The sequence below is a fragment of the Klebsiella ornithinolytica genome (assembly GCF_030505655.1).
Lineage (GTDB): Bacteria > Pseudomonadota > Gammaproteobacteria > Enterobacterales > Enterobacteriaceae > Klebsiella > Klebsiella ornithinolytica.
Map to the genome: position 1 here is coordinate 1 of NZ_CP130153.1, position 16,768 is coordinate 16,768.

15 protein-coding genes and 1 other annotated feature are annotated in these 16,768 nt (G+C 54.7%); of the genes, 14 read left to right on the forward strand and 1 reads right to left on the reverse strand.

Annotated features, from left to right (window positions below):
• The 12 genes from dnaA to Q1L34_RS00060 all read left to right on the forward strand — a co-directional run bounded on the left by dnaA (position 1) and on the right by Q1L34_RS00060 (position 15,127).
• Positions 1-1,407: a chromosomal replication initiator protein DnaA gene (dnaA, locus tag Q1L34_RS00005; RefSeq protein ID WP_004869176.1), complete on the forward strand. Its 1,407-nt coding sequence runs from the start codon at positions 1-3 to the stop codon at positions 1,405-1,407.
• A 4-nt stretch (positions 1,408-1,411) separates the two neighbouring features.
• The gene (dnaN, locus tag Q1L34_RS00010) at positions 1,412-2,512 is read left to right on the forward strand and encodes a DNA polymerase III subunit beta (protein WP_004869173.1); all 1,101 of its coding nucleotides are present in this window, start codon (positions 1,412-1,414) and stop codon (positions 2,510-2,512) included.
• A gap of 138 nt (positions 2,513-2,650) precedes the next feature.
• Positions 2,651-3,724, forward strand: coding sequence for a DNA replication/repair protein RecF (gene recF / locus Q1L34_RS00015; RefSeq protein ID WP_064357711.1), 1,074 nt, complete (start codon positions 2,651-2,653; stop codon positions 3,722-3,724).
• Between the two features lie 28 nt (positions 3,725-3,752).
• Positions 3,753-6,167 carry a DNA topoisomerase (ATP-hydrolyzing) subunit B gene (gene gyrB, locus Q1L34_RS00020; RefSeq protein ID WP_004869170.1) on the forward strand — a complete coding sequence of 805 codons (2,415 nt, stop codon included), beginning with the start codon at positions 3,753-3,755 and terminating at the stop codon, positions 6,165-6,167.
• A gap of 213 nt (positions 6,168-6,380) precedes the next feature.
• Positions 6,381-7,193: a sugar-phosphatase gene (gene yidA / locus Q1L34_RS00025; RefSeq protein ID WP_004869167.1), complete on the forward strand. Its 813-nt coding sequence runs from the start codon at positions 6,381-6,383 to the stop codon at positions 7,191-7,193.
• A 271-nt stretch (positions 7,194-7,464) separates the two neighbouring features.
• Complete coding sequence (locus tag Q1L34_RS00030) at positions 7,465-8,595, forward strand: BamA/TamA family outer membrane protein (protein WP_160873578.1); 1,131 nt, start codon at positions 7,465-7,467, stop codon at positions 8,593-8,595.
• Positions 8,596-8,831: 236 nt separating this feature from the next.
• Positions 8,832-9,521: a D-galactonate utilization transcriptional regulator DgoR gene (gene dgoR, locus Q1L34_RS00035; RefSeq protein WP_004869163.1), complete on the forward strand. Its 690-nt coding sequence runs from the start codon at positions 8,832-8,834 to the stop codon at positions 9,519-9,521.
• Positions 9,518-10,432: a 2-dehydro-3-deoxygalactonokinase gene (locus tag Q1L34_RS00040; protein WP_327204327.1), complete on the forward strand. Its 915-nt coding sequence runs from the start codon at positions 9,518-9,520 to the stop codon at positions 10,430-10,432. Before dgoR ends, Q1L34_RS00040 begins: the two co-directional genes overlap by 4 nt.
• Before the next feature lie 141 nt (positions 10,433-10,573).
• Positions 10,574-11,191, forward strand: a complete 618-nt coding sequence (locus Q1L34_RS00045; protein WP_004869159.1) for a 2-dehydro-3-deoxy-6-phosphogalactonate aldolase — start codon at positions 10,574-10,576, stop codon at positions 11,189-11,191.
• The gene (dgoD, locus tag Q1L34_RS00050) at positions 11,188-12,336 is read left to right on the forward strand and encodes a galactonate dehydratase (RefSeq protein ID WP_004869158.1); all 1,149 of its coding nucleotides are present in this window, start codon (positions 11,188-11,190) and stop codon (positions 12,334-12,336) included. Before Q1L34_RS00045 ends, dgoD begins: the two co-directional genes overlap by 4 nt.
• Before the next feature lie 175 nt (positions 12,337-12,511).
• Positions 12,512-13,849, forward strand: coding sequence for an MFS transporter (locus tag Q1L34_RS00055; RefSeq protein WP_071934242.1), 1,338 nt, complete (start codon positions 12,512-12,514; stop codon positions 13,847-13,849).
• Positions 13,850-13,900: 51 nt separating this feature from the next.
• Complete coding sequence (locus Q1L34_RS00060; protein ID WP_004869154.1) at positions 13,901-15,127, forward strand: YidR family protein; 1,227 nt, start codon at positions 13,901-13,903, stop codon at positions 15,125-15,127.
• Between the two features lies 1 nt (position 15,128).
• On the opposite strand, the gene Q1L34_RS00065 is transcribed toward Q1L34_RS00060, so the two are convergent.
• A complete protein-coding gene (locus Q1L34_RS00065) occupies positions 15,129-15,461 on the reverse strand; it encodes a YceK/YidQ family lipoprotein (protein WP_015585467.1) in 333 nt (110 codons plus the stop codon).
• 242 nt (positions 15,462-15,703) lie between these two features.
• Positions 15,704-15,777 (forward strand) — a sequence feature (ROSE (Repression Of Heat Shock gene Expression) occurs in the 5'-region of heat shock genes and acts as an RNA thermometer to modulate expression.).
• On the opposite strand from Q1L34_RS00065, the gene ibpA reads away from it, so the two are divergent.
• Positions 15,771-16,184, forward strand: coding sequence for a small heat shock chaperone IbpA (gene ibpA, locus Q1L34_RS00070; RefSeq protein WP_004869150.1), 414 nt, complete (start codon positions 15,771-15,773; stop codon positions 16,182-16,184). (Overlaps the previous feature by 7 nt.)
• Before the next feature lie 115 nt (positions 16,185-16,299).
• A complete protein-coding gene (gene ibpB, locus Q1L34_RS00075) occupies positions 16,300-16,728 on the forward strand; it encodes a small heat shock chaperone IbpB (RefSeq protein ID WP_015585468.1) in 429 nt (142 codons plus the stop codon).
• Positions 16,729-16,768: the final 40 nt, after the last annotated feature.

The window sequence follows — 16,768 nt, forward strand, 5'->3', positions numbered from 1 at the left end:
GTGTCACTTTCGCTTTGGCAGCAGTGTCTTGCCCGATTGCAGGATGAGTTACCAGCCACAGAATTCAGTATGTGGATACGCCCGTTGCAGGCGGAATTGAGCGATAACACGTTGGCACTGTATGCGCCAAACCGTTTTGTGCTCGATTGGGTAAGGGATAAATACCTCAATAATATCAATGGACTCCTCAATGATTTTTGCGGTGCTGATGCCCCACAGCTGCGATTTGAAGTCGGGACCCGCCCGGCGGTGCAGGCGCAACGCGGTGCGGTAAATACGCATGTCGCGACCGCTACACCGGCAGCGCAGGTTCAAACGGCGCGCGTCGCGCCCACGATCGTGCGTCCTGGCTGGGATAACGTCCCGGCCCCGGCGGAGCCGACCTACCGCTCTAACGTCAACGTTAAGCACACCTTCGACAACTTTGTTGAAGGTAAATCTAACCAGCTGGCTCGTGCGGCGGCGCGTCAGGTTGCCGATAACCCGGGCGGTGCATATAACCCTCTATTCCTTTATGGCGGTACCGGTCTGGGTAAAACCCACCTGTTGCACGCGGTTGGTAACGGCATTGTTGCGCGCAAACCCAACGCCAAAGTGGTCTATATGCACTCGGAGCGTTTTGTTCAGGACATGGTTAAAGCGTTACAGAACAACGCTATTGAAGAGTTTAAACGCTACTACCGCTCCGTCGATGCCCTGCTGATCGATGATATTCAGTTCTTTGCCAATAAAGAGCGTTCTCAGGAAGAGTTTTTCCACACCTTTAATGCCCTGCTGGAAGGTAATCAGCAGATCATTCTCACCTCGGATCGCTATCCGAAAGAGATCAATGGTGTTGAGGATCGTCTGAAATCCCGCTTTGGCTGGGGGCTGACGGTGGCGATCGAGCCGCCTGAGCTGGAAACCCGTGTTGCGATCCTGATGAAAAAAGCCGACGAAAATGACATTCGTCTGCCGGGAGAAGTGGCCTTCTTTATCGCCAAGCGTCTACGCTCTAACGTACGTGAGCTGGAAGGGGCGCTGAACCGCGTTATCGCCAATGCCAACTTTACCGGCCGGGCGATCACCATCGATTTCGTGCGCGAAGCGCTGCGCGATCTGCTGGCGCTGCAGGAAAAACTGGTCACCATCGACAATATTCAGAAGACGGTGGCGGAATATTACAAGATTAAGGTAGCGGATCTGTTGTCGAAACGCCGCTCCCGTTCGGTGGCGCGTCCACGCCAGATGGCGATGGCGCTGGCGAAAGAACTGACCAACCACAGTTTGCCGGAAATCGGCGATGCGTTTGGCGGTCGCGACCATACCACCGTGCTACACGCCTGTCGTAAGATTGAGCAGCTGCGTGAAGAAAGCCACGATATCAAAGAAGACTTTTCCAATTTAATCAGAACATTATCCTCGTGACGCTATGAAATTTACCGTAGAACGTGAACATTTATTAAAACCGCTGCAACAGGTGAGCGGTCCCTTAGGGGGTCGTCCGACGCTGCCAATTCTCGGTAACCTGCTGCTTCAGGTCTCGGATGGCGCGCTGTCGCTGACCGGTACGGACCTCGAAATGGAAATGGTGGCGCGCGTTGCGCTGATTCAACCCCATGAGGCGGGTGCAACGACCGTTCCGGCGCGAAAATTCTTTGATATCTGCCGCGGCCTGCCCGAAGGCGCGGAGATTGCCGTTCAGCTGGAAGGCGATCGGATGCTGGTGCGTTCCGGACGCAGCCGTTTTTCGCTGTCGACCCTGCCCGCTGCCGATTTCCCGAATCTTGATGACTGGCAGAGTGAAGTCGAATTTACCCTGCCGCAGGCGACCATGAAGCGCCTGATTGAAGCCACACAGTTTTCGATGGCGCATCAGGATGTGCGTTATTACTTAAACGGCATGCTGTTTGAAACCGAAGGTGACGAACTGCGTACCGTTGCCACCGACGGACACCGTCTGGCGGTCTGTTCAATGCCGCTGGGTGAATCGTTGCCTAACCATTCGGTGATCGTGCCGCGTAAAGGGGTGATTGAGCTGATGCGTATGCTTGATGGCGGCGATACGCCGCTGCGCGTGCAGATTGGCAGCAACAATATTCGCGCCCACGTCGGTGATTTTATCTTCACTTCGAAGCTGGTTGACGGTCGTTTCCCTGATTATCGCCGGGTATTGCCGAAGAATCCGGATAAACATCTGGATGCGGGCTGCGATATTCTTAAGCAGGCCTTTGCCCGCGCGGCGATTCTGTCGAACGAAAAATTCCGCGGCGTGCGTCTCTATGTCAGCGAAAATCAGCTGAAAATCACCGCCAATAACCCGGAACAGGAAGAAGCGGAAGAGATTCTCGACGTTTCCTACTCCGGCAGCGAGATGGAAATCGGCTTTAACGTCAGCTATGTGCTGGATGTGCTTAATGCGCTGAAGTGCGAAAATGTGCGTATTTTGCTGACCGATTCGGTATCGAGCGTGCAGATTGAGGATGCGGCGTCGCAATCGGCAGCCTACGTTGTCATGCCCATGAGGTTGTAGAAAATATCGGGCTATCTTACTTGTTATTCTGGCTCCGGGCAGTGCTCGCAATCCTCACGTACTGTAGTACGCTGCGGTTGCTGCGCGCTGGCCGTAACCAGACTAACTGCGACGATAACGCCCTGGCTATGAGTTGATATGTCGCTATCCCGACTCCTGATTAAAGACTTCCGCAATATTGAAGATGCGGATCTCGCTTTATCTCCTGGCTTTAACTTTCTGGTTGGCGCCAACGGCAGCGGCAAAACCAGCGTGCTCGAGGCCATCTATACGCTCGGCCACGGTCGGGCGTTTCGCAGCCTGCAAATTGGCCGGGTGATTCGCCATGAGCAGGAGTCGTTCGTGCTACACGGGCGACTGCAGGGCCAGGAGCGTGAAATCTCTATCGGCCTGACTAAAGATAAACAGGGCGACAGCAAGGTCCGTATTGACGGTACCGACGGTCACAAAGTGGCTGAACTGGCGCACCTGATGCCGATGCAGCTGATTACGCCGGAGGGGTTTACATTACTCAACGGCGGCCCCAAATACAGAAGAGCGTTCCTCGACTGGGGATGCTTTCACAACGAAGCCGGATTCTTTACTGCCTGGAGCAATCTGAAGCGCTTGTTGAAGCAGCGTAATGCCGCGCTGCGCCAGGTTGGCCGCTATGCGCAGATACGTCCCTGGGATCTGGAACTGATACCGCTGGCGGAACAAATCAGCCGCTGGCGTGCCGAATATAGCGCCGCTATCGTCGAAGACATGGCGGATACCTGTAAACAGTTTTTACCTGAATTCTCTCTGACCTTCTCCTTTCAGCGCGGCTGGGAGAAAGAAACGGATTATTCCGAAGTGCTGGAGAGAAACTTCGAGCGTGACCGCATGCTGACCTATACCGCCCACGGCCCGCACAAAGCGGATTTCCGCATTCGTGCCGATGGTGCGCCGGTCGAAGATACTTTGTCACGTGGGCAGCTTAAACTCCTGATGTGCGCGCTACGACTGGCGCAGGGTGAGTTTTTAACCCGTGAAAGCGGGAGACGCTGTCTGTATCTGATAGATGATTTTGCCTCGGAACTTGATGACGCGCGGCGCGGGCTGCTTGCCAGCCGCTTAAAAGCCACGCAGTCACAGGTTTTCGTCAGCGCGATCGGCGCTGAACACGTAATGGACATGTCGGACAAAAATTCGAAGATGTTCACCGTGGAAAAGGGTAAAATAACGGATTAACCTAAGTTTAAATGAGCGAGAAACGTTGATGTCGAATTCTTATGACTCCTCCAGTATCAAAGTCCTGAAAGGGCTGGATGCGGTGCGTAAGCGCCCGGGTATGTATATCGGCGACACGGATGACGGCACCGGTCTGCACCACATGGTATTCGAGGTTGTGGATAACGCTATCGACGAAGCGCTCGCAGGTTACTGTAAAGACATCGTTGTCACTATCCATAGCGATAACTCTGTCTCCGTACAGGACGATGGCCGCGGTATTCCGACCGGTATTCACCCGGAAGAGGGTGTGTCGGCAGCTGAAGTCATCATGACCGTACTGCACGCAGGCGGTAAATTTGATGATAACTCCTATAAAGTCTCCGGTGGTCTGCACGGCGTGGGCGTCTCTGTCGTTAACGCCCTGTCACAGAAACTGGAGCTGGTGATTCAGCGCGATAACAAGATTCACCGTCAGATCTATGCCCACGGCGTACCGCAGGCACCGCTGGCCGTCACCGGTGATACCGAAAAAACCGGTACCATGGTGCGTTTCTGGCCGAGCTATGAAACCTTCACTAACGTCATCGAATTCGAATACGAAATCCTGGCAAAACGCCTGCGTGAGCTGTCATTCCTGAACTCAGGGGTGTCTATCCGCCTGCGCGACAAGCGTGATGGCAAAGAAGACCATTTCCACTACGAAGGCGGCATCAAGGCGTTCGTTGAGTATCTCAACAAGAACAAAACGCCGATCCACCCGAATATCTTCTACTTCTCCACCGAAAAAGACGGTATTGGCGTAGAAGTCGCGCTGCAGTGGAACGATGGTTTCCAGGAGAACATTTACTGCTTTACCAACAACATTCCACAGCGCGACGGCGGTACGCACCTGGCGGGCTTCCGTGCGGCGATGACCCGTACCCTGAACGCCTATATGGATAAAGAGGGTTACAGCAAAAAAGCGAAGGTCAGCGCCACCGGCGACGATGCGCGTGAAGGCCTGATTGCCGTGGTTTCCGTGAAGGTTCCGGATCCGAAGTTCTCCTCACAGACCAAAGACAAACTGGTCTCCTCCGAGGTGAAGACGGCGGTAGAGCAGCAGATGAACGAACTGCTGAATGAATATCTGCTGGAAAACCCGTCTGACGCCAAAATCGTGGTTGGCAAAATTATTGATGCGGCCCGTGCGCGTGAAGCCGCGCGTCGTGCGCGTGAAATGACCCGCCGTAAAGGTGCGCTGGACCTGGCTGGCCTGCCGGGCAAACTGGCAGACTGCCAGGAACGCGACCCGGCGCTCTCCGAACTGTACCTCGTGGAAGGGGACTCGGCGGGCGGTTCTGCGAAGCAGGGCCGTAACCGTAAGAACCAGGCAATCCTGCCGCTGAAGGGTAAAATCCTCAACGTCGAGAAAGCCCGCTTCGATAAAATGCTCTCTTCTCAGGAAGTGGCGACGCTGATTACCGCGCTTGGCTGCGGCATCGGTCGCGACGAGTACAACCCGGATAAACTGCGTTATCACAGCATCATCATCATGACCGATGCGGACGTCGACGGCTCGCACATTCGTACTCTGCTGTTGACCTTCTTCTATCGTCAGATGCCGGAAATTGTTGAACGTGGCCATGTCTACATTGCACAGCCGCCGCTGTACAAAGTGAAGAAAGGCAAGCAGGAACAGTACATCAAAGACGATGAAGCGATGGATCAATACCAGATCTCTATCGCCCTTGATGGCGCAACGCTGCACACCAATGCCAGCGCCCCGGCCCTGGCGGGTGAACCGCTAGAGAAACTGGTTGCCGAGTTCAATGCGACGCAGAAAATGATTGTTCGCATGGAACGTCGCTTCCCGAAAGCGCTGCTGAAAGAGCTGATTTATCAGCCGACGTTGAACGAAGCCGATCTGTCTGATGAGCAGACCGTGACCCGTTGGGTGAATTCGCTGGTGACCGACCTGAATGAGAAAGAGCAGCACGGCAGCCTGTGGAAATTCGATGTTCACGAAAATGCCGAGCTGCATCTGTTCGAACCGGTTATCCGCGTGCGTACCCACGGGGTGGACACCGACTATCCGCTGGATCACGAGTTTATCACCGGCGGTGAGTATCGTCGTATTTGCACGCTGGGTGAGAAACTGCGTGGGCTTATCGAAGACGACGCGTTTATCGAACGTGGCGAACGCCGCCAGCCGGTGGCCAGCTTCGAGCAGGCGCTGGACTGGTTGGTGAAAGAATCCCGTCGTGGTCTGTCTATCCAGCGCTATAAAGGGCTGGGTGAGATGAACCCGGATCAGCTGTGGGAAACCACCATGGATCCGGATAGCCGCCGTATGCTGCGCGTGACCGTGAAGGATGCGATTGCTGCCGATCAGCTGTTCACCACCCTGATGGGCGATGCCGTAGAACCGCGCCGCGCCTTTATCGAAGAAAACGCCCTGAAAGCGGCGAACATCGATATCTAAGCTTATCTGCTGGTCCCCGGTGGCGCGATGCCGGCCGGGGCGACGGAATATGCTGTCCGGATAGGGTGCCTGGCGCCACTATCCGGGCGTTCCGCTGGCCTAAAAGAGGAATTCCTCGTTTCGATCCTATCCTCGTTTTCCCCTTCTTCTGTTGCTGTTTTTTGAGCGGAATCGCGTTAGCATGGCCCAGGACTCATCTTACCTGGGGATCTCATGGCTATAAAACTGATTGCAATTGATATGGACGGTACGCTGCTGCTGCCTGACCATACCATCTCTCCTGCTGTTAAAACCGCGATTGCCGCGGCGCGCGCGCGTGGCGTCAACGTTGTGCTCACCACCGGCCGTCCGTATGCCGGTGTGCATAGCTATCTGAAAGAGCTGCACATGGAACAGCCGGGAGACTACTGCATCACCTACAACGGCGCATTAGTACAGAAGGCAAGCGACGGCAGCACCGTGGCGCAAACAGCGCTGAGCTATGATGACTACCGCTATCTTGAACAGCTTTCCCGCGATGTCGGCTCCCACTTCCATGCTCTCGATCGCAATACGCTGTATACCGCGAACCGCGATGTGAGCTACTACACGGTGCATGAATCCTACGTGGCGACGATTCCGCTGGTCTTCTGCGAAGCAGAAAATATGGACCCGAATATCCAGCTGCTGAAGGTGATGATGATCGATGAGCCGGCAATCCTTGACCAGGCTATCGCCCGTATCCCGGCGGAAGTCAAAGAGAAGTATACCGTGCTGAAAAGCGCGCCGTACTTCCTCGAAATCCTCGATAAGCGCGTCAATAAAGGAACCGGCGTGAAGTCTCTGGCCGATGCGCTGAATATCAAGCAGGAAGAGATCATGGCGATTGGCGATCAGGAAAACGACATTGCGATGATTGAGTTTGCTGGCGTCGGCGTAGCGATGGATAACGCGATTCCGACCGTGAAGGAAGCCGCTAACTTCATCACCAAATCGAACCTTGAAGATGGTGTAGCCTGGGCGATTGAGAAGTACGTTTTATCCTGACCCGATCTTCAGGCCCGATGATTTCGGGCCTGACTCCACCTTGACGATGCCTAAAATGAACCACTTCGTCATTTTTTGCCTCACTGCACGCCAGTCCGCACAGAAGTCTCCCCTTCATTATTGCAAATTCGATAAGCTTTCCTTCTTAAATTGATGAATCCGTACCGCCCTCGAAAAGTCATGCTGGATGCCAACTATACTCAAACCCGACGCGATTTCGCATTGCGGGCCGTCATCACCTTTATCCCGGAGAGAAACGTTTTTGAGCACGCTGCGTAGCGTCATTCTGTGTTGTACCGCATGCTCTTTTATCGGGCAGGCGCAGGCGCAAGCATTGAGCCGGGAACATATTGATGACTGGTTAAAAAACCTGGGCGCCAGCGACCAGTTCGATGCTTCGAAAGGGATCGACTGGGGCGTAATGCCCGGACCGTTCTACACGCCGGAGCTCGGTCTGGGAATCGGCACCGCGATTGTCGGCATGTATCGTCCCGATCCCGCCGATACCGTTAGTCAAAACTCGACGTTAACGCTCAGCGGTTACGCCAGTTCCACCGGCGCCTTTGGTATTAGCGTAAAAAACTACGCCTTTTTTGCCGACGATCTCTGGCGCATCTTCGTCGAAGGTTCGCTGGCCAATACGCCAACCTATTACTGGGGACAAGGTTTCACTGCTGCCGATAATGACGGTGGCAAAGAGAAATATACCGCGCAGGTACTGACGCTGCGGCCCACCGTGTATCGACAGCTGGTGGACAATGTGTATCTTGGCGTGGGCTGGTCACTGGCCGCCCAGAATGCCGATGAGATGGACCGCGACAATTTGCCCAAAATTGAAAGCACTCCTCAGGGGCCCTCGGTATTCAGCTCTGGCTTCAGCATCGATGTGAACTGGGACGATCGGGATTTTGTTCCGAACCCTCGTCAGGGCCAGTATGCGGACCTCCGCTATACCCACTATGCTCCGGGGCTGGGGAGCGATACCCGATTTGATGAATGGCATCTTCACTACAGCCGCTACACCGCGCTCAGCGAAAAAAGCGTCCTGGCCTGGGAGGCCGACGGAGTATTTACTCAGGGCGATGTCCCCTGGAGCATGCTGCCGCTTCTCGGCAGCGATGAACGCATGCGCGGTTATTATCAGGGGCGCTATCGCGATAAAAATGTGCTGAGCGCCCAGCTGGAGTATCGTCGCCAGCTGACCTGGCGCCATGGCATTGTTGCCTGGGTTGGCGCAGGGACGATGGGACCTTCCGTTGATTCTCTGAATGACGGCCGTTGGCTACCGACGGCGGGCGTTGGCTATCGCTTTGAATTTAAACCTCGGGTGAATATTCGCCTGGACTATGGTATCGGCAAAGGCAGCAGCGGCTTTTACTTCCAGGTTGGTGAAGCCTTCTGATCGTTTTGTACCTCGCCCTCTTATTCTGACTTCCCTTCTGACTGCGGCCTTCCGGTTCGCTTTTTTTATTTTATCAATTGTTCTTTTTGTGATCTAAATTGTAGTACAACATTGTTGTTTGGTACTACTATGTGGCACGGCAGATGGCGAAGAGCATCACGTTTGTACTGCAAAGGTGAGGTAAAAACCGGCAGTCAGGGTAAAGTAAGGCAGAGTGACTTCTTAAAGGACATGCCATGAACCTGACTAAAACCGACCGCATCATAGTGACGCTGGGTCGCCAGATTGTAGGGGGCAAGTACGTTCCCGGATCGGCACTGCCGGCTGAAGCGGAACTGTGTGAAGAGTTTGAAACCTCACGCAATATTATTCGCGAAGTGTTTCGCTCTTTGATGGCGAAGCGGCTGATTGAAATGAAGCGTTATCGTGGTGCTTTCGTCTCGCCGCGTAACCACTGGAATTACCTGGATACCGAGGTGCTGCAGTGGGTGCTTGAGCATGATTACGACCCGCGCCTTATCGGCGCTATGAGCGAAGTCCGTAACCTGGTTGAACCGGCCATCGCCCGTTGGGCTGCAGAGCGCGCAACCTCGAGCGATTTGGCACAAATTGAAGATGCGCTCAACGACATGATCGCCAACAACCAGGACCGGGACGCGTTTAACGAAGCCGACATTCGCTATCACGAAGCGGTGCTGCAGTCGGTCCATAACCCGGTGTTACAGCAGCTGAGCGTGGCAATCAGCTCGCTGCAGAGAGCGGTATTTGAACGAACCTGGATGGGGGATGAAGGCAACATGCCGAAAACCCTCCAGGAACATAAGGCGCTGTTTGATGCCATCCGGCATCAGGATAGCGAAGCGGCGGAGCAGGCGGCGCTCACCATGATCGCCAGCTCAACACGAAGGCTGAAGGAAATCACATGACATCTCGCTACATCGCAATTGACTGGGGATCGACCAATCTGCGCGCCTGGCTTTATCAGGGCGATGAATGCCTGGAGAGCAGGCAATCAGAAGCTGGCGTCACTCGCCTGAACGGCAGGTCCCCGGCGGCGCTGTTTAGCGATATAACCGAAAACTGGAGGGATGGTGCGACTCCGGTAGTGATGGCGGGAATGGTGGGCAGTAACGTGGGATGGAAAACCGCCCCTTATCTGCCGGTTCCCGTCAGTTTTTCGGACATTGGTCAGCAGTTGACGGCCGTTGGCGACAATATCTGGATTGTCCCAGGCCTGTGCGTCTCTCGTGATAATCACCATAACGTGATGCGCGGTGAAGAGACGCAGCTGCTCGGGGCGCAGACCCTTTCATCCACTTCTGTTTATGTTATGCCCGGCACCCATTGTAAATGGGTGCAGGCCGACAGCCAGCAGATCCATGATTTTCGCACCGTCATGACCGGTGAACTGCATCATCTGCTGCTGCGCCATTCTCTGGTCGGCGCAGGGTTACCGGAGCAAATATTCGCACCCGCCGCATTCCGTGCCGGGCTCGATCGCGGGCTGACGTCTCCTGACGTATTGCCACAGCTTTTCGAGGTTCGTGCGGCCCATGTGCTGGGTTCGCTTCCACGTGAGCAGGTCAGTGAGTTTTTATCCGGCCTGCTGATTGGCGCTGAAGTGGCCACGATGAGTGAACAGTTTGCCGGGTCGCAGGCGATAACGCTGGTTTCAGGATCGTCGTTGGCCTCGCGCTACGTTCAGGCATTTCATGCTCTTGGGCGCGACGTGGCGACGGTCGATGGCGATGCGGCATTTCAGGCGGGTATACGCTTCATTATTCAATCTGCCTCCTTGCTAGATCCGGGCGCGATTCGTCCCGCTCCTTATCCCTGACGCGCCCGCTGGGCGCAGTGTTCCAGTCTGTTCCTGAGCGACGGGGCTACCCGATCGCTGAATTGAGTGTACGTCTGAGGATTTTCAGGCGGGCGTCTTGACGCATTCTTAATGGCTTTGTGTAACTAAGGAGCATCGCAAATGCAGTGGCAAACAAAGATTCCACTCATCGCAATTCTGCGCGGCGTGACGCCGGAAGAGGCGCTGGCCCACGTTGGCGCAGTGATTAACGCCGGATTCGACGCCGTCGAAATCCCGTTGAACTCTCCCCGTTGGCAGCAGAGCATTCCGGCGATTGTTGAGGCGTTTGGCGAACAGGCGCTGATTGGCGCAGGTACCGTGCTGCAACCGGAGCAGGTTGATGAACTGGCGAAAATGGGCTGCCGGCTTATTGTGACGCCCAACATTCAGGCAGACGTCATTCGCCGGGCGGTGGGCTACGGCATGACCGTCTGTCCGGGATGCGCTACGGCTACCGAAGCCTTTACCGCGCTTGACGCAGGCGCGCAGGCGCTGAAGGTCTTTCCATCCTCTGCGTTTGGGCCGGACTATATCAAGGCGCTGAAAGCCGTATTACCGCCGGAGATTCCTGTGTTCGCCGTTGGCGGTGTAACGCCGGAGAATTTGTCGCAATGGATTGATGCCGGTTGTGCCGGTGCCGGGCTGGGCAGCGATCTTTATCGCGCCGGACAGTCCGTCGAGCGTACCGCCCAGCAGGCAACCGCATTTGTTAAAGCGTATCGGGAGGCAGTGCAATGAAAATAACCAAACTCACCACCTATCGTTTACCCCCGCGTTGGCTGTTTCTGAAAATTGAAACGGATGAAGGCGTTGTTGGCTGGGGTGAACCGGTGATTGAAGGACGTGCGCGTACCGTGGAAGCGGCCGTTCACGAGCTAGGGGAATATCTGATTGGCGCGGATCCGGCACGCATCAACGATCTGTGGCAGGTGATGTACCGGGCCGGTTTTTATCGCGGTGGCCCCATTCTGATGAGCGCCATTGCCGGTATTGACCAGGCGCTGTGGGATATCAAAGGTAAGGTGCTGAATGCGCCGGTCTGGCAACTGATGGGAGGCCTGGTACGTGACAGCATCAAAGCTTACAGCTGGGTGGGCGGCGACCGTCCTGCTGAAGTCATTGATGGTATTAAAAAGCTGCGTGAAATTGGTTTTGATACCTTTAAATTAAATGGCTGTGAAGAGATGGGCGTGATTGATAATTCACGCGCGGTGGATGCGGCGGTGAATACCGTGGCGCAAATTCGTGAAGCGTTCGGCAACGAAATTGAATTTGGTCTCGATTTTCATGGCCGCGTTAGCGCCCCGATGGCCAAAGTTTTAATTAAAGAGCTGGAACAATATCGCCCGCTGTTTATTGAGGAGCCGGTGCTGGCAGAGCAGGCGGAATATTATCCGAAGCTGGCGGCACAAACGCATATTCCTATTGCGGCCGGTGAGCGGATGTTCTCACGTTTTGAGTTTAAACGTGTGCTGGAGGCGGGGGGGCTGGCTATTCTGCAGCCGGACCTGTCACATGCCGGCGGTATTACCGAATGCTATAAAATCGCCGGGATGGCGGAAGCGTACGATGTGGCGCTGGCGCCGCATTGCCCGCTGGGACCCGTGGCGTTGGCTGCCTGCCTGCATATCGATTTTGTCTCGCGCAATGCGGTATTCCAGGAGCAAAGCATGGGGATTCATTACAACAAGGGTGCCGAGCTGCTTGATTTTGTGAAGAATAAAGAGGACTTCAATATGACCGGCGGTTTCTTTAAACCGTTAATGAAGCCGGGGCTGGGTGTAGAAATTGATGAGGCCCGGGTAATCGAACTCAGCCAAAATGCGCCGGACTGGCGTAACCCGTTGTGGCGGCATGAGGATGGCTCCGTCGCGGAATGGTAAATGCTCTTCATATTTCACGCCACAGGTGCGTTGGCTGCGATTGCGCACCCCGGTCACTTACTAATGTAAGCTCCCGGGGATTTGCAATCTTGCCGCCTTCCTGCAACGTGAACTATTTAGAGCATTCGTAAGCAAAAATATAAATTTTAAATACACCCTCTGTAAACTACAGGGCATGGTGAGCGGCTTCGCTATGCCCAAAATCTGGAGACAGATTGCTATGGATATTTCAGTAACTGCTGCAAAACCTGGGCGTCGTCGTTATCTGACGCTGGTTATGATCTTTATTACCGTCGTCATTTGCTATGTTGACCGCGCCAATCTCGCCGTAGCATCCGCCCATATTCAGGAGGAGTTTGGGATCACTAAAGCGGAAATGGGCTACGTTTTTTCTGCTTTTGCCTGGCTTTATACGCTTTGTCAGATTCCTGGCGGCTGGTTTCTGGACCGGGTTGGCTCGCGTCTGACCTACTTTATTGCGATCTTCGGCTGGTCGGTGGCCACCCTGTTTCAGGGGTTTGCCACCGGACTGATGTCATTGATTGGTCTGCGGGCGATTACCGGAATATTTGAAGCGCCGGCCTTTCCGACCAATAATCGGATGGTGACCAGCTGGTTCCCGGAGCATGAACGTGCTTCCGCGGTGGGGTTTTATACTTCCGGGCAGTTTGTCGGACTGGCTTTCCTCACGCCGCTGCTGATCTGGATTCAGGAAATGCTAAGCTGGCACTGGGTATTTATCGTGACCGGCGGCATCGGTATTGTCTGGTCATTAATCTGGTTCAAGGTCTATCAGCCGCCGCGTCAGACGAAAAGCATCAGCAAAGCGGAGCTGGATTATATTCGCGACGGCGGTGGCCTGGTGGATGGCGATGCGCCCGCGAAAAAAGAGGCGCGACAGCCGCTGACCAAAGCCGACTGGAAGCTGGTCTTTCACCGTAAGCTGATAGGCGTTTATCTGGGGCAGTTTGCCGTGACGTCCACGCTCTGGTTCTTCCTGACCTGGTTCCCGAACTACCTGACGCAAGAGAAAGGTATTACCGCTCTGAAGGCCGGCTTTATGACCACGGTGCCTTTCCTCGCCGCATTCTTTGGGGTTCTGCTCTCCGGCTGGCTGGCCGATCGACTGGTGAAAAAAGGTCTCTCGCTTGGCGTGGCCCGTAAAACGCCGATTATCTGTGGTTTGCTGATTTCAACCTGCATCATGGGTGCGAACTACACCAATGACCCGGTGTGGATCATGGTACTGATGGCGGTGGCGTTTTTCGGTAACGGTTTTGCCTCTATTACCTGGTCGCTGGTCTCTTCGCTGGCACCGATGCGTCTGATTGGCCTGACGGGCGGGGTGTTTAATTTCGTGGGAGGGCTGGGAGGGATTACCGTTCCGCTGGTTATTGGCTATCTGGCTCAGGACTATGGCTTTGGCCCGGCCCTGGTCTATATCGCTGCGGTCGCCTTGATGGGCGCCCTGTCCTATATCCTGCTGGTGGGCGATGTTAAACGTGTAGGCTAATCCTGTCCGATGCTATACCCTGATGTGAACGTTGTGCATCAGGGTATCTCTATGAAACAAGTCACCTTTGCTCCCCGCCATCATCAGCTAACCAACACGCGCACCTGGACTGCGGACAGCCAGTGGCTGGTTTTTGACGTTCGTCCGTCGGGAGCCTCCTTTACCGGGAAGACGATTGAACGGGTCAATGTGCAAACCGGGGCCGTAGAGATCCTCTATGGTGCGCAACACGGGGCTCATGTCGGTGTGGTGACCGTTCATCCTGCGATGGATAAATATGTCTTTATACACGGTCCGGAACATCCGGATGAAAACTGGCAATATGATTTCCACCATCGTCGCGGCGTGGTGACGTATCAAGGCGCGACGCACAACCTTGATGCGATGGATATCACCGCACCGTATACGCCGGGTGCGCTGCGCGGCGGCACTCATGTCCATGTCTATAGCCCAAACGGGCAGTTCGTCAGCTTCACCTATAACGATCATGTCCTGCATCAACGCTCGGCCTCCCTTGACCTGCGAAACGTCGGCGTCGCGACCCCTTATGGCCCGGTCACGCCGCGCGGGCAGCATCCGCGTGAATATGGCGGCAGCCACTGGAGCGTTCTGGTCAGCCGAACAACGCCGACGCCGGTGCCGGGCAGCGATGAGATTAACCGTGCATACGAAGAAGGCTGGGTGGGGAACCACGCGCTGGCCTTTATCGGCGATACGCTGTCGATCAATGGCGCCAGAATCCCTGAGCTGTTTATTGTGACGCTACCGGAGAGCGAGCAGGACTGGAAGCAACAGGGCGATGCACCGCTGGCCGGTACGGAGACCACCATGCCTGCACCGCCGGCCGGAGTAATGCAGAGACGTTTAACCTTTACCCACCATCGACGCTATCCGGGGCTGGTCAATACGCCGCGGCACTGGGTGCGGGCCAACCCGCAGGCAACGCAGATTGCCTTCCTGATGCGCGACGAGGCGGGAGTGGTGCAGCTATGGCTGATTTCACCCCAGGGGCGCGATCTGCGGCAGCTAACCCACAATGTTAATGATATTCAATCGGCTTTTAACTGGCACCCGTCAGGGGAGTGGCTGGGATTTGTGCTGGATAACCGCATGGCTATCTGTCATGCCCGGAGCGGTGAAATTACATTTTTGACTGCCGATCATGAAAACCCACCTTCAGCGGATGCTGTGGTGTTTTCACCGGACGGGAAACACCTTGCCTGGATGCAAGATGTGAATGGCTATCGACAGCTGTGGATAACCGACGTCGAGTTTTAAATCAAGGCGCTGGCATTGCCGCTGGTGGAATCACGGCGTTGGTCGCCAGCGAGTCCTTCTCGCTTTTCTCGACGCGTGATTTTATCGAGCTGTCGGTACGGAACATATCCCACGGCAGCAGCAGCGTGTCCATCACCGCGGTGAAGGGCATATCGAGTGCGACCAGGGATTTTGTTCCCCAGTTGGCATCACTGTTACCCAGCATTTGCGCGCTGGCGCGAGTTCCCGGATAGCTTCCTTCCTTTCCGCCGGTATGTGACATCACGCTGGAGCAACCGCTCAGACCAACCATCCCGCTGAACAGGATCAGCTTTAACAGACCGCTTTTCATCATTCTTCCATCGTTGTTTCGGGCATTGAGGTAACCGTTATATCGGTTATATCGAGCCATTCCATGAATGCCTAGCGTTATTGCACCGCACTGTGGCAGGCATCGCATTTTGCCTTTTGTGCTTTCCACCCAGTCTAAGCAATCGACAGGAAACTGCAAAAAAAAATGGTTTTTGGCGCTTGAAAACGGCGGAATGAGCCACATTTTAGCAATGTGACCCGATGAGGATACGCCTGCGGGGTATTCCGGGTAATAACGACCTGTCCATGATGGAAGGTCATAAATTCTCGCTGATTTCAGGAGCTTTTTATTATGCGTAATTTCGATCTTTCTCCGCTGTATCGTTCTGCTATTGGTTTTGACCGCCTTTTTAATCTGTTAGAAAACAATCAGAGCCAGAGTAATGGCGGCTACCCTCCGTATAACGTTGAGCTGGTAGATGAAAACCATTATCGCATCGCTATTGCCGTGGCCGGTTTTGCCGAGAGCGAACTGGAGATCACCGCGCAGGATAATTTGCTGGTCGTCAAAGGCGCCCATGCAACCGAGCAGAAAGAACGTACCTATCTTTATCAGGGCATTGCGGAACGCAACTTTGAGCGCAAATTCCAGTTGGCGGAAAATATCCATATCCGCGGTGCAAATCTGGTGAACGGCCTGCTGTATATCGATCTGGAACGCGTGATTCCGGAAGCAGACAAACCGCGCCGTATCGAAATTAACTAATTTTATCCGGGTCGCCGTGCGGCCCGATACTGCAAACTTGCTCGCCGTCAGGGGGCAAATGCGAATCCACAGGATTTGCAGAGATTAACTCGCTTCATAGAAGGAGAAATACATTATGCGTAACTACGATTTATCTCCACTGCTGCGTCAATGGATCGGTTTTGACAAACTGGCCAATGCACTGCAAACCACCAGCGAAAGCCAGAGCTTCCCGCCGTATAACATTGAAAAAAGCGACGATAACCACTATCGCATTACCCTTGCGCTGGCCGGTTTCCGTCAGGAAGATCTGGATATTCAGCTGGAAGGGACGCGCCTGAGCGTGAAAGGTACGCCGCAGCAGGCTGACAAAGAGACGAAATGGCTGCACCAGGGGTTAGTCAGTCAGGCCTTTAGCCTGAGCTTTACCCTGGCTGAAAATATGGAAGTCTCCGGCGCTACCTTCAATAACGGGTTGCTGCACATTGATTTAACCCGTAACGAGCCGGAAGTGGTTATCCCGCAGCGTATCGCGATTAGCGAGCGTCCGGCGCTCGACAGCTAAGTCGACACGACAGATAAAGCCCCGATCATCGGGGCTTTTT